The organism is Solilutibacter silvestris (assembly GCF_050574925.1).
GTDB lineage: Bacteria > Pseudomonadota > Gammaproteobacteria > Xanthomonadales > Xanthomonadaceae > Solilutibacter > Solilutibacter silvestris_A.
Map to the genome: position 1 here is coordinate 119,234 of NZ_JBCMOO010000006.1, position 21,896 is coordinate 141,129.

21 protein-coding genes are annotated in these 21,896 nt (G+C 65.6%); 6 read left to right on the plus strand and 15 right to left on the minus strand.

What is annotated here, in order from left to right; genetic code table 11:
- Positions 1 to 107 precede the first annotated feature (107 nt).
- The 5 genes from ABE093_RS11790 to ABE093_RS11810 are packed head-to-tail and all read right to left on the minus strand — an operon-like array spanning position 108 to position 5,058.
- A complete protein-coding gene (locus ABE093_RS11790) occupies positions 108 to 1,949 on the minus strand; it encodes a type IV pilus secretin PilQ (RefSeq protein ID WP_430761099.1) in 1,842 nt (613 codons plus the stop codon).
- A gap of 14 nt (positions 1,950 to 1,963) precedes the next feature.
- Positions 1,964 to 2,506, minus strand: coding sequence for a pilus assembly protein PilP (locus tag ABE093_RS11795; protein WP_430761100.1), 543 nt, complete (start codon positions 2,504 to 2,506; stop codon positions 1,964 to 1,966).
- Positions 2,503 to 3,168: a type 4a pilus biogenesis protein PilO gene (locus ABE093_RS11800; RefSeq protein WP_430761101.1), complete on the minus strand. Its 666-nt coding sequence runs from the start codon at positions 3,166 to 3,168 to the stop codon at positions 2,503 to 2,505. The genes ABE093_RS11795 and ABE093_RS11800 overlap by 4 nt, the downstream gene beginning before the upstream one ends.
- Position 3,169: 1 nt before the next feature.
- Positions 3,170 to 4,000, minus strand: a complete 831-nt coding sequence (locus tag ABE093_RS11805; RefSeq protein WP_430761102.1) for a PilN domain-containing protein — start codon at positions 3,998 to 4,000, stop codon at positions 3,170 to 3,172.
- Positions 4,000 to 5,058 carry a pilus assembly protein PilM gene (locus ABE093_RS11810; protein ID WP_430761103.1) on the minus strand — a complete coding sequence of 353 codons (1,059 nt, stop codon included), beginning with the start codon at positions 5,056 to 5,058 and terminating at the stop codon, positions 4,000 to 4,002. Before ABE093_RS11810 ends, ABE093_RS11805 begins: the two co-directional genes overlap by 1 nt.
- 191 nt (positions 5,059 to 5,249) lie before the next feature.
- Between ABE093_RS11810 and ABE093_RS11815 the strand changes: the two genes are divergently transcribed.
- Together ABE093_RS11815 and ABE093_RS11820 are read left to right on the plus strand one after the other, a co-directional pair.
- Complete coding sequence (locus tag ABE093_RS11815; protein ID WP_430761104.1) at positions 5,250 to 7,730, plus strand: penicillin-binding protein 1A; 2,481 nt, start codon at positions 5,250 to 5,252, stop codon at positions 7,728 to 7,730.
- Positions 7,731 to 7,937: 207 nt separating this feature from the next.
- Entirely contained in the window at positions 7,938 to 8,588 is a 651-nt protein-coding gene (locus ABE093_RS11820) for a hypothetical protein (protein WP_430761105.1), read from the plus strand.
- 18 nt (positions 8,589 to 8,606) lie between these two features.
- On the opposite strand, the gene ABE093_RS11825 is transcribed toward ABE093_RS11820, so the two are convergent.
- The gene (locus ABE093_RS11825) at positions 8,607 to 9,005 is read right to left on the minus strand and encodes an Lrp/AsnC family transcriptional regulator (RefSeq protein WP_430761106.1); all 399 of its coding nucleotides are present in this window, start codon (positions 9,003 to 9,005) and stop codon (positions 8,607 to 8,609) included.
- Positions 9,006 to 9,119: 114 nt separating this feature from the next.
- Between ABE093_RS11825 and ABE093_RS11830 the strand changes: the two genes are divergently transcribed.
- Positions 9,120 to 9,629: an isochorismatase family protein gene (locus tag ABE093_RS11830; RefSeq protein WP_430761107.1), complete on the plus strand. Its 510-nt coding sequence runs from the start codon at positions 9,120 to 9,122 to the stop codon at positions 9,627 to 9,629.
- Positions 9,630 to 9,688: 59 nt separating this feature from the next.
- Here the strand turns inward: ABE093_RS11830 and ABE093_RS11835 are convergent, their stop codons facing one another.
- The 9 genes from ABE093_RS11835 to ABE093_RS11875 form a co-directional block, all read right to left on the minus strand.
- Positions 9,689 to 10,978 carry a citrate synthase gene (locus ABE093_RS11835; protein ID WP_430761108.1) on the minus strand — a complete coding sequence of 430 codons (1,290 nt, stop codon included), beginning with the start codon at positions 10,976 to 10,978 and terminating at the stop codon, positions 9,689 to 9,691.
- A gap of 224 nt (positions 10,979 to 11,202) precedes the next feature.
- Positions 11,203 to 11,445 (minus strand): type B 50S ribosomal protein L31, encoded by a 243-nt coding sequence (locus ABE093_RS11840; protein WP_430761109.1) that lies wholly within the window; start codon positions 11,443 to 11,445, stop codon positions 11,203 to 11,205.
- A 62-nt stretch (positions 11,446 to 11,507) separates the two neighbouring features.
- Complete coding sequence (locus ABE093_RS11845) at positions 11,508 to 12,446, minus strand: nucleoside hydrolase (protein ID WP_430761110.1); 939 nt, start codon at positions 12,444 to 12,446, stop codon at positions 11,508 to 11,510.
- A 15-nt stretch (positions 12,447 to 12,461) separates the two neighbouring features.
- Positions 12,462 to 14,585, minus strand: coding sequence for an ATP-dependent DNA helicase RecG (gene recG / locus ABE093_RS11850; protein ID WP_430761111.1), 2,124 nt, complete (start codon positions 14,583 to 14,585; stop codon positions 12,462 to 12,464).
- A 3-nt stretch (positions 14,586 to 14,588) separates the two neighbouring features.
- Positions 14,589 to 14,972 carry a RidA family protein gene (locus tag ABE093_RS11855; protein WP_430761112.1) on the minus strand — a complete coding sequence of 128 codons (384 nt, stop codon included), beginning with the start codon at positions 14,970 to 14,972 and terminating at the stop codon, positions 14,589 to 14,591.
- 42 nt (positions 14,973 to 15,014) lie between these two features.
- Positions 15,015 to 17,171, minus strand: coding sequence for a RelA/SpoT family protein (locus ABE093_RS11860; protein WP_430761113.1), 2,157 nt, complete (start codon positions 17,169 to 17,171; stop codon positions 15,015 to 15,017).
- Between the two features lie 155 nt (positions 17,172 to 17,326).
- A complete protein-coding gene (gene rpoZ, locus ABE093_RS11865; protein ID WP_430761114.1) occupies positions 17,327 to 17,626 on the minus strand; it encodes a DNA-directed RNA polymerase subunit omega in 300 nt (99 codons plus the stop codon).
- A 115-nt stretch (positions 17,627 to 17,741) separates the two neighbouring features.
- Positions 17,742 to 18,362, minus strand: a complete 621-nt coding sequence (gmk, locus tag ABE093_RS11870) for a guanylate kinase (RefSeq protein ID WP_430761115.1) — start codon at positions 18,360 to 18,362, stop codon at positions 17,742 to 17,744.
- A 64-nt stretch (positions 18,363 to 18,426) separates the two neighbouring features.
- Positions 18,427 to 19,284, minus strand: a complete 858-nt coding sequence (locus ABE093_RS11875; protein WP_430761116.1) for a YicC/YloC family endoribonuclease — start codon at positions 19,282 to 19,284, stop codon at positions 18,427 to 18,429.
- Positions 19,285 to 19,376: 92 nt separating this feature from the next.
- Here ABE093_RS11875 and rph point away from each other — a divergent pair, with 92 nt between their 5' ends.
- Genes rph through hemW form a run of 3 tightly spaced genes read left to right on the plus strand, consistent with a single transcriptional unit; the run spans position 19,377 to position 21,870 of the window.
- Positions 19,377 to 20,120, plus strand: coding sequence for a ribonuclease PH (rph, locus tag ABE093_RS11880; protein ID WP_430761117.1), 744 nt, complete (start codon positions 19,377 to 19,379; stop codon positions 20,118 to 20,120).
- Positions 20,117 to 20,707, plus strand: a complete 591-nt coding sequence (gene rdgB / locus ABE093_RS11885; RefSeq protein WP_430761118.1) for an RdgB/HAM1 family non-canonical purine NTP pyrophosphatase — start codon at positions 20,117 to 20,119, stop codon at positions 20,705 to 20,707. Before rph ends, rdgB begins: the two co-directional genes overlap by 4 nt.
- Positions 20,704 to 21,870, plus strand: a complete 1,167-nt coding sequence (gene hemW / locus ABE093_RS11890) for a radical SAM family heme chaperone HemW (protein ID WP_430761119.1) — start codon at positions 20,704 to 20,706, stop codon at positions 21,868 to 21,870. The genes rdgB and hemW overlap by 4 nt, the downstream gene beginning before the upstream one ends.
- Positions 21,871 to 21,896 lie beyond the last annotated feature (26 nt).

The following is a 21,896-nucleotide window of genomic DNA, read 5'->3' on the forward strand; positions in this document are numbered from 1 at the left end:
GTTTGACCGATCCGTCGTCCATTGGTTCATCACGACTCCCGGGGCGACTCCCGGAAACGGAAACGGGAGCCAGCGGCTCCCGTTTCGCGTACTGCATGCGCGTCGCGTCAGTGCATCGTCTGCTTGACGCGGATGATGCGCGGCGTCAGGAACACCAGCAGTTCTGCCTTCTGGTTGCTCTTGCTCTTCTGGCGGAACAGGGCACCGAAGACCGGCAGGTCGCCAAGGAACGGAACCTTGTGCACGGTGTCGCTGCTCTTGAATTCGTACGCGCCGCCGATCACCACGGTCTGGCCGTTGTCCATCAGCACCGCGGTATCGACCGCACGCTTGGCGATGATCGGCACCCGGCCGATCGAGGTATCCAGCCAGCTGTCGAGATCGTCCTTGGTCACCTTGACGTTCAGGAACACGCGGTCGTCATTGGTGATGGTCGGGGTCACCCGCAGTTCGAGCAGCACGTCCTTGAACTGGACCTGCGGCAGCAAGGCGCCGCCGGCGCTGCCCGTCACCGTGACGTAACCGATCTGGCTGCCCTGCTGGATCACCGATTCGCGCTGGTTGGTGGTGAAGATGCGCGGGTTGGCGAGGATTTCGCCACGGCCTTCCTCCTGCATCGCCGACAGCTCGAGATCCAGCGAGAAGTTGGCGCCGAGGATCGAGTAGCCGATCGTGGCCGCCGTGGAAATCGAGTTCGCCGGCTGATTGAAGTTCAAGCCGTTGTTGGTGCCGCCGGCACGGACTGCCTGGGCATTCGCGATGTCGCTGCCGATACCGTATTTGCCGTTGCGATAACCGATGCCGAACTTCGCGCCGAGATCGCGGGCGAAGGTTTCGGTCGCGATCACGATGCGCGACTCGATCACCACCTGGTCGACCGGACGATCGATCTCGTTGATCAGGGCGCGCATCGACGCGACCTTCTTCGGGATGTCGCTGATCATCAGCGTGTTGGTGCGACCGTCGGCGACGATGCGGCCGCGCGGCGACAGGAAGCCGTTGTCGTTGCTGTTCTGGCCGCTGCCACCGCTGCCGCCATTGCTGCCACCAATGCCCTTGGCCTCGGTGATCGCCTTGTAGATCTCGGTGGCGCTGTGATAGTTGATGCGGAAGTATTCCGTCGTCAGGTCCTGGCGGTTCTCCAGCGCGATGCGGGCGTCTTCCTTGTCCTGTTCGCTCTTGGCGATCTCGGACTGCGGGGCCACCCAGATCACGTTGCCGTCACGGCGCTTGTCCAGGCCCTTGGCCTTGAGGATGACGTCGAGCGCCTTGTCCCAGGGCACGTTCTGCAGGCGCAGGGTGATGTTGCCCTGCGTGGTGTCGGACGCAACGATGTTGAGGCCGGCGGTTTCGGCGATCAACTGCAGCACGGTGCGCACCGGCACGTCCTGGAAGTTGAAGTTCACCGGGCGACCGCTGTAGGTCGATGCATCCTTCGCCTTGCCCGCCGCGGTCCTGGCCGCAGCCGAGACGATCGAGTTCATGCCGCCGACCGCGCTCGCGCTGGCCTTGGGCGAGATCTCGACGATGTATTCGCGACCGCGCTGGTAAGCCATCGACTCGAACGGCGCGTGGGTGTTGAGCACCAGGCGATTGCCGGCAGCATCGACACTGTCGACCGGCGTCGCGAAATCGCTGACGTTCATGAGCTTCTGCAGGTTGGCCGGCACCCGGGTATTGCCGAGGTCGATCACCACGGAGTTGCCCTGGTTGCGCAGGTCGGGCATGACGCCGTCGCCGCTGAAGCTGAGGATCAACTTGCCCGAGCCGTCGTCGCTGCGCTTGAAGTCGACCTTGTCGACCGACGGCGCCTGCGCCGACGCCGCGCCGGCGACTGGCTGGCTGGCGACCTGTGCCTGCGCGCAAACCGCGGTACCCAGCAATCCTGCGAGGAGCGCAATGCGACCGGCCTGGAGCGCGCCGCTGCATTTCGTATGGATGAACTGCATGTGCTTTCCCCTAATCAAGGACTGTTGAGTGCGATGGAGGCCGGACGCTGCAACCAGCCGCCCCCGCCATCAGGCGTCAATTCGACGATATCGATGCGGTTTTCGGTGACGGAGGTGATCCGTCCTTCCGACTGACCGATGTACATGCCCGGACTGACCCGGTAGGTGACCTTGTCCGGCGTCATCACCAGGCCAACCAGGGCACCCCTTCCTTTGCCGCCGATGGTGCCGACCATCTTCAGCGCATCGAGCGGGTAATGCTCCAGCGGCTGCTTGGCACGGGCGGACTCGGGATGCGGACCGGAGGCGGTGATGCCGGCGGCAGCCGATGCGATGTCGAACGGATCACGCAATCCTTGTGCGTCGTAGTTGAACTTCTCGAACGGCATGATCGGCGGCAGCGGCTGCAGCGGCGGACCCGGCTTCGAGCGGGTGTCTTTCGCCCATTTGGCGAGATCGGACGGATCGTTCGGGGAGTGTTCGACGCTGCGGCCACAACCGGCCAGCAGTACCGAAGCCGCGAACACCCAGGCCATGCGTGTCAGGCGGATGCTCATTTGGCACCTCCATCGGCAGGCTTGGCAGGTTGCGGAATCGGCTTGCCGTCCTTGCCCTTCACCGGGGGCGGCGCGCGCTCGCTCTCGTCGAGGTAGCGATAGGTCTTGACCGTACCCGCCATCTGCAATCCGGAGTTCTTGTCGCGCGGCGTCAGCGCGATGTTGTTCATGGTCATGATCACCACGCGCGGCAACGAAGCCACCGCACTCATGAAGGCACCGAACTGGTGGAAACCGCCGGCGAAACGCAGGTCGATCGGCCGCTCCGCATAGATGTCCTTCTTGACCTCGGGCTGCGGCTTGAACAGTTCGACGCGCAGGCCGCTGGCCAGCGCCGATTGCGAGATGTCGGTGATGACGTCAGGCATCTCGGTCTTGCTCGGCAGCTGTCGCAGCATTTCCTGCAGGTCTTTTTCCATCGTCGCCAGTTGCTGCTTGAGCGGCTCGAGGTTCGCGGCCTTGCCGGCCTTGGTCTCGAGGTCCTGGCGCAACGACGACTCGGTGCCTTCCAGTCCCTGCAGCTCTTCGCGCTGGCCACGGAAGACCAGTACCCACGCCAGCACCAGGATCAGGACCCCCGCCAGGGAAGCGAGTACGGCCTGGGCGCCGATCGGCCAACCGCCGATGTTGTTGAAATCGAGGCTTGTGCCCTTGCGCGCCATTTCAGCGTCCCCCCGGCTGGCCGGCGCTTGCAGGCGCCTGGGTCTGTGTCTGCGGTGCCGGCTGCGGGCCCTGGGCGGCAGGCGCCACCGGGGCCGGCGCTGCGGCGGGTGCCGCTGCCTGCTGTTGCGTTCCGGCAGCCGGGGCGGCCGCCTGTGGCGGCGATGCCGGCTGCAGCGGCGCGTTGGCCGGTTGCGCCTGCGTCGTGCTGATCGAGCCCGGCGACGCGTTGGGATCCTTCGGCGCGTTCGGGTTGCTCAGCTTCACCTTCATCGTGAACTGGTAGGGCAGCACCGAAGCCGGCGTGTTCAGCACCGACGCACCCGGCGACGGCGCGGGCGCGGTGGCCGGCGCGTTCTCGATCACGTTGACTTCTGGGCCGGTCATCCAGCCGGACCCTTCGATGTTGCGCATGTACATGGCCACGCGCGCGTTCGATTCGGAACGGCCGTCGATGGTCAGCACTTCGCCTTCCTGCTTGAGCTGGGTGAGGACGATGCCGTCAGGCAAGGTGCGCACCACGGAATCGAACAGGTGGACCATCTGGTAACGGTTCGACTGCAACTCCTCGATCGCCTGCTTGCGACGCAGGAGGTCGGCCTTCTTCTCGTCGAGTTCCTTGATCTCGGCGATCTGGCGGTCGAGTTCGGTGATCTGGCCCTGCAGGTAGGTGTTGCGATCCTGCTGGCCGGAGATCTGCCCGCGGTAATACATCCAGATCAAGCCGCTCAGCACCAGTCCGGCGAGCGCCGCGATGCCAAGCATCATGTTGAATTGCTGCTTGCGCTGGCGACGACGTTCCGCGCGCCACGGGAGTAGGTTGATGCGCGCCATCAGTCGAAACTCCTCAGGGCGAGACCGCAGGCGATCATCAGGGCCGGGGCGTCGAGCGCGAGCGCCTGCGCCTGCACGCGACGATCCAGCGTCATCTGCGCCAGCGGATTGGCGACGATGGTCGGCACGCCGAGGTTCTCTTCGATCACCTGGGCGATGCCCGGGATCGAGGCGCAACCGCCGGCCAGCACGACCTGGTCGACGCGGTTGTATTCGCTGCTGGCGTAGTAGAACTGCAGCAGGCGACCGACCTGTTGCGCCAGCGAATCCTTGAACGGCTCGAGCACTTCCACTTCGTACTGCTCGGGCAGGCCGCCGAGGCGCTTGGCGCGACCGGCTTCCTCGTAGCTCAGGCCGTAGCGGCGCATGATTTCCTCGGTGAGCTGGCGCCCGCCGAACATCTGCTCGCGCAGGTACTGGCCACGGCCGTTGCGCAACACATTCAAGGTGGTGGTGGTGGCGCCGACATCGACCAGCGCGACCAGGCCGTCACGCGGCACGGTGAGCTGCGGCGCGATGAGGCCGAACGCGCTCTCGATCGCGAACGCCTCGACATCCATCACCTTGGCATCGAGACCGCCGATCTCGAGCGCCGCCTGGCGCGCTTCGACATTCTCGGAACGCGACGCGACCAGGAGCACCTGCAGCGTGTCCGCCGCGTTCGGCATCTGCCCGAGCACCGAGAAGTCGTAGTTCACTTCCTCGATCGGATACGGGATGTAGTTGCCCGCCTCGAGTTCGACCTGGGCTTCCATGTCGTCCTCGCTGAGGCCGGCCGCCATCGGGATCACTTTCGAGATCACCGACGCGCCGGGCACCGCGGCGGCGGCCCCCTTCGAGCGCACGCCGGCGCGATCGACCGCACGGCGTATCGCCGCACCGACCGCGTCCACGTCCGCGATGTTCTTCTCCACCACCGCATTGGCCGGCAACGGCTCGACGGCGTAATGCTCGACGCGATAGCTGCCGCCGGAACGCGACAACTGCAGCAGCTTGACCGCGGTCGAGCTGATATCAACGCCCACTAGGGGCGCACTAGCCTTTTTGAACAACCCCACCGTGTCTGCCCCTTTTTGGAGAACTTGAGACGAGCGTCAAATCCAACGGTAGCTAAATAACGAACTCTTCACGACATTGCAAGCTTTACTTGAGGTTCCGGCGACAAGACGAGTACCCGGCCAACCGCCGATCGGCCGCCGACCATGGCCGCTTCGTATACTGGCCGGCCGTTCCTCCAGCTTTCCGGCCCATGCCCCCAGTCGTCCGCCGTCTCCTGAAATGGGCCCTGCTGGCCTCTGCCGCGCTCGCCCTCATCGGCGGCCTGGTCTTCGCCGGGCTGTACATCACCGTCAGCCGCGACCTCCCGGACGTCACCACCCTGCGCGATGTGCAGTTGCAACAACCGATGGCGGTGTACTCCGCCGACGGCAAGCTGATGGCGGTCTTCGGCGAAAGCCGGCGCATCCCGGTCGACATCTCCAAGGTGCCGCAGCAGGTCAAGGACGCCTTCATCGCCACCGAGGACGCCGACTTCTACAAGCACGGCGGACTCGACTACAAAGGCATCGCCCGCGCGCTCTGGCTGATGGCGACCACCACCGACAAGCGCGTGCCCGGCGGCTCCACCATCACCCAGCAGGTGGCGCGCCAGTTCTTCCTGACGCCGGAACGCAGCTTCAAGCGCAAGTTCCGCGAGATGCTGCTCGCCCGCAAGATCGAGCAGAACCTGAGCAAGGACCAGATCCTCGAGCTCTATCTCAACAAGTCGTTCTTCGGCAATCGCAGCTACGGCATCGCCGCGGCCGCGCAGTTCTACTACGGCAAGTCGCTCGACCAGCTGACCCTGGGCGAAGCGGCGACGCTGGCCGGCACGCCGAAATTCCCGTCGACCGGCAACCCGCTGGATGATCCCGATCGCAACCGCGATCGCCGCAACAATTACATCCTGCCGCGCATGGCCCAGCTGGGGATGGTGAGCAAGGCGGCAGCCGATGCCGCTGCCGCCGAACCGATGCACGCCGCGCCGCACGAGCGCCCGGTCGAGGTGTACGCGCCCTACGTCGCCGAAATGGTGCGCCAGGAAATGCTGACCCGTTACGGTCCGCAGGCCCTGGAACAGGGGTACGAGGTCACCACCACCATCGATTCCAAGATGCAGCTGGCAGCCGACGTCGCGGTACGCCACGGCCTGCGCACCTACGATCATCGCCACGGCTGGCGCGGCCCGGAAAAGCATTTCGACCTGCCCGATGGTGAAACGCCGGAGCAGACCGCGAAGCGCCTCGCGCCGTTCCCGGTGCAGGCGGCGCTGGTGCCGGTCATCGTGCTGTCGACGGAAGGCAATGGCAGCGCACAGGTGGTGGATGCGCAGGGCAAGGTGATGACGCTGCCGGCCTCGCTGGCGGCAAGCTGGCCGGGCCGCACGCCGGCATCGCTGTTCAAGCGCGGCGACGTTGCCCGCGTCACCGACACCAAGGACAGCGGCTGGGCGATCGAGCAGCTGCCGCGCGCGCAATCGGCGCTGGTGTCGATCGATTACGACAACGGCGCGCTCAAGGCGTTGATCGGCGGCCTCAGCTTCAACGGCAACTCCTTCAACCGCGCCACCCAGGCGCGACGCCAGCCGGGCTCCAGCTTCAAGCCGTTCGTGTATGCGGCGGCCTTCGAACGCGGCTACAACCCGTCGTCGATCGTGCTCGATGCGCCGGTGGTGTTCCGCGATCGCAGCAACCACATCTGGCGCCCGCAGAACGACGGCGGCGGTTTCGCCGGCCCGATCAAGCTGCGCGAAGCGCTGGTGCAATCGCGCAACCTGGTGTCGGTGCGCCTGCTCGATGCGATCGGCGTCGACTACGCCATCCGCTTCATCACCCACTTCGGCTTCAACGAGAAGGAACTGCCGCGCAACCTGTCGATGTCGCTGGGCGCGGCCTCGCTGCGTCCGATCGACGTCGCCCGTGGTTACGCCGCGTTCGCCAACGGCGGCTTCCGCGTCAACGTCTGGTACATCGATACCGTCAAGGACGCCAGCGGCAAGCAGCTGTTCAAGGAAAACCCGGCGACCGCCTGCCGTGGCTGCGCCGGCACCAACCTGCCGCCGTCCACCACCGCCGACGCGCAGGGGGCGGCGAAGCCGCAACAACCCGATGTCGTCGACGGCTTCAACCTCGGCGGCCCGGAAGCGGAGAAACCCAAGCCCGAAGTGACCGCGAAGAGCAGCACGAAGGAAGCCGTGAAGCCCGTGGCGTTGCCCGAAGGTTCGGCGATCGCACCGCGCGCCATCGACGAGCGCATCGCCTACCAGCTGGTGACGATGATGCAGGACGTGGTCAAGCGCGGCACCGCGACCGCCGCCCGCGTGCTCGATCGCGAGGACATCGGCGGCAAGACCGGTTCCACCAACGACCATCGCGACGCCTGGTTCTCCGGCTTCGGCGGCAACCTGGTCACCGTGGTCTGGGTCGGCCGCGACGACGACGATTCCCTGGGTTACGGCGAATACGGCGGCAAGGCCGCCCTGCCGATCTGGATCGACTACATGCGCGACGCCATCAAGGACCAGCCGCAGGTCAAGCGCGAGGTCCCCAACGGCATGGTCCAGGTCAACGGCGAATGGCTGAAGGAAGAAGACCTGCAGAACAATCCGGACATCGTCGATTACAGCCAGGCGCCCAAGGACGAAGAGACCAAGCAGGAAGCGCCGAAGGAAGACGCCTACGACATCTTCTGAGAACCTGCCCAGGATCCTATTGCGCTCGCCATGCGGCCCGCGTGCGGTGCTCGCAATGCTCACGTATTCGTACATGCGCTGCGCTTGCTGCGCTCCGTCACGAACCGCATGGCTTCGCTCATGACGGATCCTGAACAGGTTCTGGTCAAGGTGGTTCCGTCACCCAAGCTGCGCTAGAGTCGGTGGAACCTCGACAGGGAGCCCGCCATGCACCGCGCTCGCCAACATGCCGAGGCTCGCACCAAGGAGCGGCGCCAGCGACTGGCGCATGAAGCCGCCCGCCTGATGTCGGAAAGCGGCATCCGCGATTTCCACCAGGCCAAGCTCAAGGCCGCCGAACGCCTCGGCTTTCACGATGACGCCTCGCTGCCGCGCAATCGCGAGATCGAGGAAGCGCTGCGCGGCTACCAGCGCCTGTTCCACGGCGACGACATGGAGGAGCGCCTGCGCAGTCGCCGCGAAGCCGCGCTGCGCGCGCTCGACTTCTTCGCACCGTTCGAACCGCGCCTGGTCGGTCCGGTGCTGGAAGGCACCGCCGATGCCAACGCGCCGGTGCTGCTGCACCTGTTCTGCGACGATCCGCGCGAGGTCGCGATCTGGCTGCAGGAACACGACATCCCCGCCGACTCGCGGATGCGCCGCCTGCGCCTGGACCGCGAACGCAGCGGCGATTTCGACGTCTGGGTCTTCAATACCGACGAGGCCACCTTCGATCTCACCGTGCTGCCGCGCGATGCACTGCGCCAAGCGCCGTTGTCGCCGGTGACCGAGAAACCGATGGCGCGCGCCTCGGCCAGCCAGTTGCGTGCCTTGCTGGCGGAGGACGAGATCGCCGGCTACGAGGCGCTGGCGCGCTGATTCGGCGCCGACCGATCTTCAGCCCTTCACGCGCCGCATTTCGCTGGACACCTTGTAGCGCCCGTAACGCAGCAAGTCCGTGGTGAAGGTTTCCAGTGCCGCCTCATCCGCACAGGCCAGCACGAGCTGGTAGCAGCCTTCGCCGGCCACCTTGCTCGCAGCCTCCACTTGCTCGCAGGCCTGCAGGAACGCTTCGAACTCGGCGAAGCGATTGCTGTCCATGAACACCGTGACGAAATAGCGATGCAGGTCTCCCCGCACCACGGTGAAACGCCGGATCGTGCCGCTGTCCTGCATCTGCTGCACACGCGTGGCCACCGCCTGCCCGGTCAGATGCACCTGCCGCCCAAGTTCCTGCCAGCTGATGCGCGCATCACGCGCGAGATGCGCCAGGATGGCGCGGCTGATCTTGTCCATCGTCATCTTTTTCAAGCTTCAAGCGAAACGGAGGAAAGTCTTGCAAATCGCCATGCCCTTGCGTGACGACGATCGCCAGAATAGTCCCCTGACTTTCCGCAACCAAGACCAACGATGAACACTGCACTGCTCGTGATCGATATCCAGAACGACTATTTCCCCGGCGGCGCCTACCCGTTGTGGAACACCGCCGACACGCTCGACGCCACCGTGACTGCCATCGGTCGCGCACAGGCGCGAGGCGAACTGGTCGTGCTGGTGCAGCACGTGGCGCTTTCACCCGAGAGCCCGTTGTTCAAGGCCGGCACGCCGGGCGCAGACATTCACCCACGCATCCTGGCCGCGGCGCCGAAAGCCCCGGTGGTGATCAAGCATTACGCCGACAGTTTCCATGAGACCACGCTGGCTTCGATCCTTGACGCGCACGGCATGGAACACCTCCACCTTGCCGGCATGATGACCCAGAACTGCGTGACCCACACCGCGCTTTCCCGCGCCGCCGATCGCTACCACATTGATGTGCTTGCGGATTGCACCACCACCGTGGACGCAGCCATCCATGGCTTCGCCTTGAATGCGTTGTCCACGCGGGTGGAGTTCTTGAACGGCGCTGAAGCCGCCTGACGCCGAAACGAAAACGCCCCGCTTCAAGCGGGGCGTTTTGCATTGCGTCTGCGTGGCGATCAGCGCTTGTCGACGCCGGCGTAATCGCGCTTGTCGTGGCCGACGTAGATCTGGCGCGGACGGCCGATCTTCTGCTCGGGATCGGCCTGCTGTTCCAGCCAGTGGCTGACCCAGCCGGCGGTGCGCGCGATCGCGAACATCACCGTGAACATCTCGGTCGGGATCTTCAGCGCCTTGTAGATGATGCCGCTGTAGAAATCGACGTTCGGATAGAGCTTGCGCTGGATGAAGTAGTCGTCCTTCAGCGCGGCCTCTTCCAGCTTCATCGCGACATCGAGCAGCGGATCGTTGACGCCGAGCTCGTTGAGCACCTTGTAGGTCATCTCGCGGATGATCTTGGCGCGCGGATCGAAGTTCTTGTAGACGCGGTGGCCGAAGCCCATCAGGCGGAAACCGGATTCCTTGTCCTTGGCCTTCTCGACCGCGCTCTGCACGTTGGCCGGCGAACCGATCTCGTTGAGCATCTTGAGCACGGCTTCGTTGGCGCCACCGTGCGCCGGTCCCCACAGTGCCGCGACGCCCGAGGCGATGCAGGCATAGGGATTGGCGCCGGTCGAACCGACCATGCGCACCGTCGAGGTCGAGGCGTTCTGCTCGTGGTCGGCGTGGAGGATGAACAGCAGGTCGAGCGCCTTGGCGGCAACCGGATTGAGCTGCAACGGCTCCGACGGCACCTCGAACATCATGTGCAGGAAGCGGGTGACGTATTCGAGGTTGTTGCGCGGGAAGCGCAGCGGCCAGCCCATGCTGTAGCGGTAGCAGGCGGCGGCGATCGTCGGCACCTTGGCGATCAGGCGGATCGCGGCGAGATGGCGCTGTTCCGGATCATCGTAATCGTGATCGTTGTGGTAGAAGCTCGCCATCGAACCGAGCATGCCCATCAGCATCGCCATCGGATGGGCGTCGTGGCGGAAACCGCCGATGAACTGCTTGAACGCCTCGTGCAGCATCGTGTGGTGCGCGACTTCGTTCTCGAACGCGGAGAACTCCTGCGCCGACGGCAGGTTGCCGTTCATCAGCAGGTAGGCCACTTCCATGAAGCTGGAATGCTCGGCCAGCTGTTCGATCGGGTAGCCGCGGTACATCAGCACGCCGGCATCGCCATCGATGTAGGTGATCGCAGAGCGGCACGAGGCCGTCGCGGTGAATCCGTTGTCGTAGGTGAAACAGCCGGTGTCCTTCGGCAGCTTGCTGATGTCGATGCAGTCCTGGCCCAGGACCGGTTTGATCACCGGCAGGGTGCTGCTCTTGTCGGCGACGGTCAGTGTCGCAGTGTTGGCTTCGGTCACGGCGCGATTCTCCAGTTCATTGACCGGTCGCGCGGGAGTCCCGAAACCGGTTTTTGCGATGCGTCAATTATCGCACAACGACTGTTTGAACATTCACGCCCGCATGGAGCCGACAGCCATCCAGACCACGCGTCCGGATACGCAAAACGGCCGCACATGGCGGCCGTTTGCGAGGTGATCGAAGTTCGCGCGATCGCTGCCGCGCGCCTGCTTCGACCAAAGTATTACTTGGCGTAACGCTTCTTGAACTTGTCGATGCGTCCGCTGGTATCCATGACCTTGTTCTGGCCGGTATAGAACGGATGCGTGGCCGAGGAGATTTCGACCTTGATCAGCGGGTACTCGTTACCGTCTTCCCACTTGATGGTTTCCTTGGTCGCCATCGTCGAGCGGGTCAGGAACTTGAAGTCGGAGGTGACGTCCTGGAAGACGACTTCGCGGTAATTGGGGTGAAGATCGGCCTTCATGGCGGCACCGAGGACTGGTTACAGGAATGAGCCGGCCATGATAGCGGCTCCCCCCGACCGGGTCAACTGGCTGCCAGCGCCGCCCGGATCATGGCCTGGTAGCGCTCGCCGTCGTAGGTCTGGACGATCCGGGCGTTGTCCGGGCGACCGGTCATCCGCAGCCAGTCGACGATGGTGAAGCCCCGCGCCGGCCCCAGCCCCAGCTGCACCGACAACGGCCGCGATTCCGCCTCCTGGATGCCTTCCGGGGCCAGGGCACAGGCCATGGCGTAGCCGTCGGCGGAATGCCAGTAGGAACCCCGCTTCTCCCGCGACCAACGCCGGGTATGGGCGGAGATGGCGTCGTAGAAGCGGGCGCGCGGCGAATCGACCTGCAACCACTGATCCATCGCCTCGTGCGGGAAGCCGTGGCGGAGGTTCGCCTCCCAGTCGCAAAGGTCGAACTGCGGGAAGGCCTCGAAGACGATATGGGCGGCTTCGGGATCGAACCAGGTGTTGAACTCGCCGCTCGGGGTGATGTTGCCGTGGCCGGTGACGGCGCCGCCCATCACCACCAGTCGCGCCACGCGCTGCGGCAGCGTCGGGTCGAGCTTGAGCGCCAGCGCGACATTGGTCAGCGGCGCCAGCGCGACGATCATCAATCGGCCGGCGTGTTCGTGCGACAGGCGCAGGATTCCGAGCGCGGCATGCTCGGCGTCGGCCTGGCGCTTTGCGGGCGCAAAACCGATATCGCCAAACCCGTCCTGACCATGGACGGCGGCGGCATCGTCCGAGTGGTGCAGCAGCGGCTTCGGCGCGCCGGCAAACACCGGCACGTCGTCGCGCCCGGCGACTTCGCACAACTTCAGCGCGTTGCGCACGGTGTGGTCGAGACCGACGTTGCCGGCGGCGATGCTCAATCCGACCACATCGTGATCGGGCGAATTCAATGCCATCAGGATGGCGAGGGCGTCATCGACGCCGGGATCGGTGTCGATCAGGAGCGGGATCTTGTCGGTCATGTGTTCTTCTCTTTGTCAGGCCGAAGCATAACGCGCCGCGCCGCCCACCCAGCGCTGGACGATGCGTTCGGCGCAGGCCGCATCCTCCTTCAGCAAACGCTCGGCGATGCGCTGCACCTGCGGCAGCAGGTCGGCGTCGCGGGCCAGGTCGGCGATGCGGAACGCGGCGAGCCCGGTCTGGCGCGTGCCGAGCAATTCGCCAGGGCCGCGCAACTCCAGATCCTTTTCGGCGATGCGGAAGCCGTCGCTGGTTTCGCGCATGGTTTCCAGGCGCTGGCGCGCGATCTGGCCCAGCGGCGACTGGTACATCAGCACGCAGGCGGATGCGGTGGCACCGCGCCCCACTCGTCCGCGCAGCTGGTGCAGTTGCGCGAGCCCGAGGCGTTCGGCGTTCTCGATGATCATCAACGATGCATTGGGCACGTCGACGCCGACTTCGATCACGGTCGTCGCGACGAGCAGGTCGATCTTGCCGGCCTTGAAATCGAGCATCGCCGCTTGCTTGTCGCGTGCGTTCATTCGTCCGTGGACGAGGCCGATGCGCAGCTCCGGCAATTGCGCGACCAGCGCCTCGTAGGTGCCTTGCGCGGCCTGCGCGATCACTTCGTCGGACTCGTCGATCAGCGTGCACACCCAATAGGCCTGGCGACCTTCGGCGCAGGCGGCGCGGATGCGCTCGACCAGTTCCGGACGGCGTTCGGAGGTCAGCACGATGGTCTGCACCGGCGTGCGTCCCGGCGGCAGTTCGTCGATCACCGACACGTCGAGGTCGGCATAGGCGGCCATCGCCAGCGTGCGCGGAATCGGCGTCGCCGTCATCACCAGCTGGTGCGGCACGCGCGACGAAGCATCATCCGGCCCTGCCCGCCCCTTGTCGCGCAAGGCCAGCCGTTGCTGCACGCCGAAGCGATGCTGCTCGTCGACGATCGCCAGTGCGAGATCGTGGAAGGCGATGCCTTCCTGCATCAGTGCATGGGTGCCGACCACCAGCTTCGCTTCGCCATTGGCGATCGTCTGCAACACCGCGGCGCGCGCCTTGCCCCCGACCTTGCCCGCCAGCCACGCGACATCGATACCCAGCGGTTCCAGCCAGTTTCGCAGCGTGTTGAAGTGCTGCTCGGCCAGCAATTCGGTCGGCGCCATCAACGCCGCCTGGTATCCGCCATCGATCGCCAGCAATGCCGCCAACGCCGCGACCACGGTCTTGCCGCTGCCGACATCGCCCTGCACCAATCGCAGCATCGGATGCGGTTGCGCGAGATCGGCGCGCACCTCGGCGAACACGCGTTCCTGCGCACCGGTGAGTGCGAACGGCAGCGATGCGCGCAGGCGTTCGGCCAGTCGTGCGGACGTCCCGAGTTTCACCGCGCCGTGCTTCTGCATGGCGATGCGCTGGCGGCGCAGGCTCAACTGGTGCGCCAGCATTTCCTCCAGCGCCAGTCGCCGCTGCGCCGGATGATGGCCGGATTGCAGCGCGTCGAGATCGGCGTCGGCGGGCGGTCGATGCAAGGTCAGCAAGGCCTCGCGCAATGCCGGCAATTGCAGCGCGCGCGCGATGTCCGCCGGCAGCAATTCCAGTTCCGCTTCCTCGGGCAGTCGCTTCAGCGCTTCACCGATCAGGCGCTTCAATGTCGCCGGCGCGATGCCCTCGAGTTGCGGATAGACCGGATCGAGGCGATCGCTCAACTCCGCGTCTTCGCCGCCAAGCACGCGATAGCTGGGATGCACCATCTCCAGCCCGAGTTGTCCGGGTCGCGGCGTGCCGAACGCGCGCACGCGCGTGCCCGGCTGGAACTGGTTGACCTGCTGCGAACGGAAATGGAAGAAACGCATCAGCAAGGTGCCGCGCGATTCGTCGGCCAATGCGACTTTCAGTTGCGGGCGATAGCGGAAGCCGCGTTCGACCGCCTGCACCGTGCCTTCGACCTGCGCGGCGACCCCGGATTGCAATGCGCGGATCGGCGTCAGCCGGGTGCGGTCCTCGTAGCCGCGCGGCAGCCAGAACCACAGGTCTTGCAGCGTCTCCAGCCCGCGCTCCGCCAGCTTCGCCGACATCTGCGGACCGACGCCGGGCAAGGTGGCGATCGCGGCCAATCCGGCCGCCGCCAATGCCGGGGCGGGTTTGCCCGCTCGCGCCATCGATTATTCGAGAACGAGGACGGCGTCGACCTCGAACTGCGCGCCCTTGGGCAGGCCCGTCACTTCGATGGTGGAGCGTGCCGGATACGGCGCCGAGAAGTATTCCGTCATCACCGCGTTCACTTCGGCGAAGTTGGAAAGGTCGGTGAGGTAGAGCCCGAGGCGCGCGATGCGGTTGAGATCGCCGCCGCTGGCCTCGCACACGGCCTTGAGGTTGTCGAAGGCGCGGCGCACCTGCGCGGCGAAATCGCCGTCGACGATGTCGCCGGTGGCGGGGTCCAGCGGGATCTGCCCGGACAGGAACACGAAATTGCCGCAGCGCATCGCCTGCGAATACGGACCGATGGCGGCGGGCGCGCGATCGGTGTGGATTTGGTCACGGCTCATGGCGGCTCCCGGAATGATCGATGCGCCTAGTGTAACGAGCGCCTAGATGCGTTCGACGTTATGGACGGCCGGGACGCGACGCAGGCGGCGGCGGACTTCTTCCAGGTGGTCCATGGTGTGGACTTCGATGTAGAAGCGCACGGTGGCGATGCTGTTGTCGCGATCGAGGTAATCGACGCGGTCGATGTTGGATTCCGCCTCGGCGATCGCCGACGCCATCTGCGCCAGCACGCCCTGGCGATTGTCGGCCTCGACGCGGATGCCGACGAGGAAATCGCCGACCACGTTGGGATCCCAGCCCATCTCGACGCAGCGCTCGGGCGATCGCCGGTATTCGATCACGTTGCGGCAATCGGAACGGTGCACCGCGATGCCCTTGCCGGTGGTGTGGTAGCCCATGATCGAGTCGTAGGGAATCGGCATGCAGCACTGGGCGAAGCTGATCACCCCGCCTTCGGTGCCGGAGATCAGGATGCGGTCGCGCGAACGCATGCCGAGCTCGCCCTGGGCGCTGCGCTCGGGCGTGGTCGCCAGTTGCTGCGCCACCAGGCTGGGAATGCGGTTGCCCAGCGCGATGTCTTCCAGCAGCGATTCCAGCCGCGGGTAGCGGTTGTCGGAGAGATAGCGCTTGAGCTGCGCCTCGGGCAGTCGCTCGATCGAACTGTCGTGGCTTTCCAGCGCCGCCTCCAGCATGCGATGGCCGAGTTGCACCGCATCCTCGTGCCCGACCTGCTTCAACTTCTGGCGGATCGCCGCGCGCGCCTTGCCGGTGGTGACGTAGTCCAGCCATTGCGGCTGCGGCGCCGCCGATTTCGCGGTGACGATCTCCACCGTCTGTCCGCTGGTCAGGCGCGTGCGCAGCGGCACCAGGCGACCGTCGAGGCGCGCGGTGACGGCGTTGTTGCCGACGTCGGTATGCACCGCATACGCGAAGTCGAGCGCGGTCGCGCTGCGCGGCAGGGCCAGGATGCGGCCCTTGGGCGTGAATACATAGACTTCGTCGGGATACAGCTCGACCTTGACGTTCTCGAGGAACTCCAGCGAATTGCCGGTGCCCCTCTGCGATTCGACCACGCCGGCGATCCACGCATTGGCGCGATTGAGCGCGCTGCTGGAATCGCCGCCCTGCTTGTAGGTCCAGTGCGCGGCGATGCCGCGTTCGGCGACCAGGTCCATGTCCTGGGTGCGGATCTGCACTTCGATCGGCGCGCCGTAGGGTCCGAACAGCACCGTGTGCAGCGACTGGTAACCGTTGGCCTTGGGGATCGCGATGAAATCGCGGAAGCGCCCATCCAGCGGCTTGAACGTGGCGTGGGCGACGCCGAGCGCGTGATAGCAATCGGGCACGGTATCGACGATGACGCGGAAGCCGAACACGTCCATTACCTGTTCCAGCGATTTCCGCTCCGCGCGCATCTTGGTGTAGATGCTCCACGGCGATTTCACCCGGCTGACCAGGCGATGCTTCAGGCCTTCCTTGGTCAGTCGCTGCGCCAGTTGCGCCTCGACCTGCGCCACCGCCTCGCGGCGCACCGCCGGCTGCTGGCGAATGCGCTTTTCCAGCGCGGCATAACGCCACGGGTGCAAGGCCTTGAACGAAAGATCCTGCAACTCGGCCTTGACCAGGTTCATGCCCAGGCGCTGCGCGATCGGTGCGTAGACCTCGAGCGTTTCGCGGGCGATGCGCCGGCGCGCTTCCGGTGACTGCGAACCGAGCGTGCGCATGTTGTGCAGGCGATCGGCGAGCTTGATCAGGATGACGCGCAGGTCGCGCGACATCGCCAGCATCATCTTGCGGAAACTCTCGGCCGCAGCTTCCTGGCGATCGCGGAACTTCAGCTTGTCCAGCTTGGTGACGCCTTCGACCAGCTCGGCCACGGTTTCGCCGAACTGCGCGGCGAGATCGTCGCGGGTCAGTGGCGTGTCCTCGATGGTGTCGTGCAGGATCGCCGCGATCAGCGTTTCCGCATCCAGCCCGAGTTCCGCCAGCACACGCGCCACCGCCACCGGATGGGTGATGTAGGGCTCACCCGACTTGCGCGTCTGCCCGGCATGCGCAGCCGCGCCGATCCGCCACGCTTTCTGCAGCTGGCTGCGATCTTCGGGGCCGAGGTAGGACGCCGCGGCATCGAGCGCACGCATGTCTTCCGGAAGATCGGACGACGACGGAACGGACGATTGCAGCGCTTGCGAGACCATGACCCGAGCCTACACCGCCACGGCGCGGGCGAAAACGCCCCGGACGGCGACGATGCGACATCCACCCATGCAAATGGCCCCGCATTGCGGGGTGATGCGCCAAACAAATGGCCCCGCAAGCGGGGCCATGGAAGCACGACTGGAGGACGGCAGGATCAGTCGTCGCCCTTGGACATGTCGTCGTCGCCAACCACTTCGGCGGCGGCCCATTCCATCGCTTCGCGCTCGGCGCGTTCCTTCTCGGCCTTCTCGACGGCGTCGATGAAAGCGTTGTCGATCTTGCGGGCGGCGATTTCGCGCAGGGCCAGCACGGTCGGCTTGTCATCCTGCTCGCGGTTGTCGAGCTTGGGCTCGACGCCCTTGGCCAGCTGGCGCGCGCGCTTGGCGGCCATCATGACCAGTTCGAAACGGTTGTCGACTACATCCATGCAGTCTTCGACGGTGATACGCGCCATGGGCTTCGTGGCGGCCTGCGCCGCCCTCCGGAATCGGGGTAGACCCCCAAGTCTAGCAAAATGCTAGACCCAGAGCAAGTATTCGAGTCATTTTCCGATACGAATCAGCGACTTATTACCCGTTGTCGGTCAGCAACTGGGTCAACAAGCGGCCATGGCGGGCGATCTGGGCCTCGCGACGCAGGCGGCTGGCCACGATCACGCTGGCAAGTTCGTCCGCGGCGGTGGCGAAGTCCTCGTTGACGATCACGTAGTCGAACTCGCCGTAATGGCTCATTTCTTCCTGTGCAGCGGCCAGGCGACGGGTGATGGTTTCCTCGCTGTCCTGGGCGCGGCGGCGCATGCGGTCTTCCAGCGCCTGGCGCGAGGGCGGCAGGATGAAGATGCTGACGGCATCCGGCACCTTGGTGCGGACCTGGCGAGCGCCCTGCCAATCGATCTCCAGCAGCACGTCGCGACCCGTCGCCAGTTGCGGTTCCACCGATTGCCGTGCGGTGCCCTTCCAGTCGCCGTGGACGCGGGCGTATTCGAAGAAGTCGCCGGCTTCGATCATGCGCTGGAATTCGGCGTCATCGACAAAGTGGTAGTGCTCGGCGTGGCGCTCGCCGGGTCGCGGCCCGCGCGAAGTGAACGAGATCGACAGGCTGAGGGCCGGGTCGCGTGCCAGCACGGCATTCACCAGGCTGGACTTCCCTGCGCCGGAGGGCGCCGCGACCATGTAGAGGGTTCCGCGCATGTGGGGCCAAAGTGGTTCTGGCAGCTGATCGTACCGCGTTTGCGGTCGTTGGCCTGTCCGCGGGCTACTCGATGTTCTGGACCTGCTCGCGCACCTGGTCGATCAGGACCTTGAGTTCGATCGCGGCGTTGGTGCTGCGCAGGTCCACCGATTTCGAGCCCAGCGTGTTGGCTTCGCGGTTGAATTCCTGCATCAGGAAATCGAGGCGGCGGCCGACCGGTTCGCGCTGGTCGAGGGCGCGGCGCAGTTCCTGCAGGTGGGCGTCAAGGCGATCGAGTTCCTCGTCGACGTCGAGTTTCTGCAGCGCCAGCACTAGCTCCTGCTCGATCCGGCCCGGCTCCAGCGGCGCGGCCGGCGGCGCGAATTCGGCCAGGCGCGCGTGCAGCTTGTCGCGCAGGGCTGTGCGCAGGAGCGGCAGGAAAGCGCGGACTTCGGTGACCTGGGTGGCGATGGCATCGGCACGATCACGAATGACTTGCGCAAGGTTGGCGCCTTCGCGTTCGCGGGCGGCGATGAATTCGTCCAGCACCGTCGACAGCAGCTTCAGCGCCTGGGCGTGCAATTGTTCGGCGTCGACACCGCGACGACGCACCACGCCCGGCCACGCCAGCACTTCGGTGATGTCGGTGTGGGCATTGGGGAAGCGCGAGGCGAGATCGCCCGCCAGCTCCGACAGCCGCGCGACCACGCCGTCGTCGATCGCCAAGGCCTCGCCACCATCGTTGGCGCGCAGGCGGAATGTCAGTTCGAGCTTGCCGCGCGACACTTTTGCCGAGACGCGTTCGCGCAACTGCGGCTCGAGCACGCGCAATTCGTCGGGCAGGCGCACGCCGAGCTCGAGGAAACGATGATTGACCGCGCGCAGTTCGCAACCGAGCGTACCGACCTCGGTCGGAACTTCGGCGGAAGCGAATGCGGTCATGCTGCGAATTGGCATCTGGAAACCTGTGGCGCATCGGGAAGAGAGAGTGCGAATGGTAAACTCGCGCGCCTTTCCGCAGGAAATTCCGCGAAATGACTGCCTTCGAGCGCCCCAGCGGCCGTACCCCCGACCAGCTGCGCGACGTCAGCCTGACCCGCCGCTACACGCGCCATGCCGAAGGCTCGGTGCTGGTGGCGTTCGGCAACACGCAGGTGCTGTGTACCGCCAGCGTCGAGGCCAAGGTGCCGCCGTTCCTGCGCGGCAAGGGCGAAGGTTGGGTCACCGCCGAGTACGGGATGCTGCCGCGCGCGACCCATACCCGCAGCGATCGCGAAGCCGCACGCGGCAAGCAAGGAGGCCGCACCCTGGAAATCCAGCGCCTGATCGGTCGGGCGTTGCGCGCCTGCGTCGATCGCAAGGCGCTGGGTGAACACACCATCACCCTCGACTGCGACGTCCTGCAGGCCGATGGCGGCACCCGCACCGCGGCGATCACTGGCGCCTATGTCGCGCTGGTCGATGCGGTGCAGACGCTGGTCGATTCGCGCGCGATCAAGCTCTCGAACGGTCGCTCGCCGATCGTCGGCGCGATTGCCGCGGTATCGGTCGGCATCTGGCGCGGCGTGCCGGTACTCGATCTCGATTACGCCGAAGACAGCGCCTGCGACACCGACATGAACCTGGTGATGAACGACGGCGGCGGTTTCATCGAACTGCAGGGCACGGCCGAGGGCCATGCCTTCCGCCGCGACGAACTCGATGCCCTGCTCGCGCTGGGCGAAGCCGGCTGCCGCCAGTTGTTCGCCTCGCAACAGGCGGCGCTCGCGCAGCCGTGAAACTCGTCCTCGCCAGCGGCAACGCCGGCAAGCTGGCGGAATTCCGCCAGCTGTTCGCGGATCTGGACCTCGACTTCCATCCGCAATCCGAATTCGGCGTCGATGACGTCGAGGAAACCGGACTGACCTTCATCGAGAACGCGTTGCTGAAGGCACGCCATGCCGCGCGCATCAGCGGACTGCCGGCGCTGGCCGACGATTCCGGGCTGTGCGTCGATGCATTGAATGGCGCACCCGGGCTGTATTCGGCGCGCTACGCCGGCAGCCACGGCAACGATGGCGCCAACACCGCGAAGCTGCTGGACGCATTGCGCGATGTGCCGGACGAACGCCGCACGGCGCGCTTCGTCTGCGTGCTGGCGCTGCTGCGCCATGCCGAGGACCCGCAACCGATCATCGCGCAAGGCACGTGGGAGGGCCGCATCCTCCACGCGCCGCGTGGCGGGGGCGGCTTCGGCTACGACCCGGTGTTCCTGGTGCCGGGCCTCGGGTCGAGCGCGGCGGAACTCACCGCGGCGGACAAGCACCGCCACAGCCATCGCGGCCAGGCGATGGCGCGACTGCACGAATTGCTGCAATCACGATGAACGCGCACGAGCTGACGCTCACGCCACCGCCCCTCGCGCTGTACGTCCATCTGCCCTGGTGCGTGCGCAAATGCCCGTACTGCGATTTCAATTCGCACGGGCTGCGCGGCGAAGCGCCCTATGACGATTACATCGACGCGCTGATCCGCGATCTCGAACACGACCTGCCGCTGGTTTGGGGGCGCGTGGTGCATTCGGTGTTCTTCGGCGGCGGCACCCCCAGCCTGTTCTCGCCGGATCGGATCGACCGCTTCCTGCAACAGGCCAGCGCGCGACTCACTTTCGCGCCCGGCGCGGAAATCACCCTCGAGACCAATCCAGGCACGGTCGAGCACGGCCCGTTCGCGGGTTATCGCGCGGCCGGCGTCAATCGCCTCAGCTTCGGCGTGCAGAGTTTCGACGACGGCTGCCTGCAGCGGCTCGGGCGCATCCATTCCAGTGGCGATGCCGAGCGCGCGGTGAGGTCGGCGCAGGACGCCGGCTACGACAACATCAACCTCGACCTGATGTACGCGTTGCCGCAACAGACATTGGCAATGGCCGAGCACGATGTCGAGCGCGCCATCGCGTTGCAGCCGACCCATCTCAGCCACTACCAGCTGACGCTGGAACCGAACACGCTGTTCGCGGCCAAACCACCACAGGGCATTCCCGACGACGATCTCTCCTGGGACATGCAGGAGCGCTGCCAATCGTTGATGGCCGATGCCGGGTTCGCGCAGTACGAAGTCAGTGCCTACGCGCAGCCGGGCCGCCAATGCGCGCACAACATCAATTACTGGACCTTCGGCGACTATCTCGGCATCGGCGCCGGCGCGCATGGCAAGCTCACGCTGGGCGCGGACCAGCGCATCCTCCGCAGATGGAAGACCAAGCACCCCGACGCATGGCTGCGCGATGCGGGAACCGCCGCGGCCATCGGCGGCGACGAAGACATCCTGCCGGCACGACGTCCGTTCGACTTCATGCTCAATGCATTGCGCCTCAACAGCGGTTTTGAAATTCAGTTGTATGAACGCAGAACCGGCCTTCGTTATGGAAGCATTCAAAAAACCCTGGAAGCTGCGGAAAAACGTGGCTTGATCGACATTTCGAATGCGCGTGCCGTACCAACGGAACTTGGACGGAAGTTCGTGAACGACTTGATTTCCATGTTCCTGTGAATTCCTGATGACACCGCGTTACGTAA

Coding starts and splice junctions, on each gene's coding strand:
- ABE093_RS11790 (WP_430761099.1), bottom strand. CDS start 1,949: ATGCAGTTCATCCATACGAAATGCAGCGGCGCGCTCCAGGCCGGTCGC.
- ABE093_RS11795 (WP_430761100.1), bottom strand. CDS start 2,506: ATGAGCATCCGCCTGACACGCATGGCCTGGGTGTTCGCGGCTTCGGTA.
- ABE093_RS11845 (WP_430761110.1), bottom strand. CDS start 12,446: ATGACCGACAAGATCCCGCTCCTGATCGACACCGATCCCGGCGTCGAT.
- ABE093_RS11855 (WP_430761112.1), bottom strand. CDS start 14,972: ATGAGCCGTGACCAAATCCACACCGATCGCGCGCCCGCCGCCATCGGT.
- ABE093_RS11830 (WP_430761107.1), top strand. CDS start 9,120: ATGAACACTGCACTGCTCGTGATCGATATCCAGAACGACTATTTCCCC.
- ABE093_RS11820 (WP_430761105.1), top strand. CDS start 7,938: ATGCACCGCGCTCGCCAACATGCCGAGGCTCGCACCAAGGAGCGGCGC.
- ABE093_RS11815 (WP_430761104.1), top strand. CDS start 5,250: ATGCCCCCAGTCGTCCGCCGTCTCCTGAAATGGGCCCTGCTGGCCTCT.
- gmk (WP_430761115.1), bottom strand. CDS start 18,362: ATGCGCGGAACCCTCTACATGGTCGCGGCGCCCTCCGGCGCAGGGAAG.
- ABE093_RS11800 (WP_430761101.1), bottom strand. CDS start 3,168: ATGGCGCGCAAGGGCACAAGCCTCGATTTCAACAACATCGGCGGTTGG.
- ABE093_RS11860 (WP_430761113.1), bottom strand. CDS start 17,171: ATGGTCTCGCAAGCGCTGCAATCGTCCGTTCCGTCGTCGTCCGATCTT.
- ABE093_RS11875 (WP_430761116.1), bottom strand. CDS start 19,284: ATGACCGCATTCGCTTCCGCCGAAGTTCCGACCGAGGTCGGTACGCTC.
- recG (WP_430761111.1), bottom strand. CDS start 14,585: ATGGCGCGAGCGGGCAAACCCGCCCCGGCATTGGCGGCGGCCGGATTG.
- ABE093_RS11840 (WP_430761109.1), bottom strand. CDS start 11,445: ATGAAGGCCGATCTTCACCCCAATTACCGCGAAGTCGTCTTCCAGGAC.
- rpoZ (WP_430761114.1), bottom strand. CDS start 17,626: ATGGCGCGTATCACCGTCGAAGACTGCATGGATGTAGTCGACAACCGT.
- ABE093_RS11825 (WP_430761106.1), bottom strand. CDS start 9,005: ATGGACAAGATCAGCCGCGCCATCCTGGCGCATCTCGCGCGTGATGCG.
- rph (WP_430761117.1), top strand. CDS start 19,377: ATGACTGCCTTCGAGCGCCCCAGCGGCCGTACCCCCGACCAGCTGCGC.
- hemW (WP_430761119.1), top strand. CDS start 20,704: ATGAACGCGCACGAGCTGACGCTCACGCCACCGCCCCTCGCGCTGTAC.
- ABE093_RS11805 (WP_430761102.1), bottom strand. CDS start 4,000: ATGGCGCGCATCAACCTACTCCCGTGGCGCGCGGAACGTCGTCGCCAG.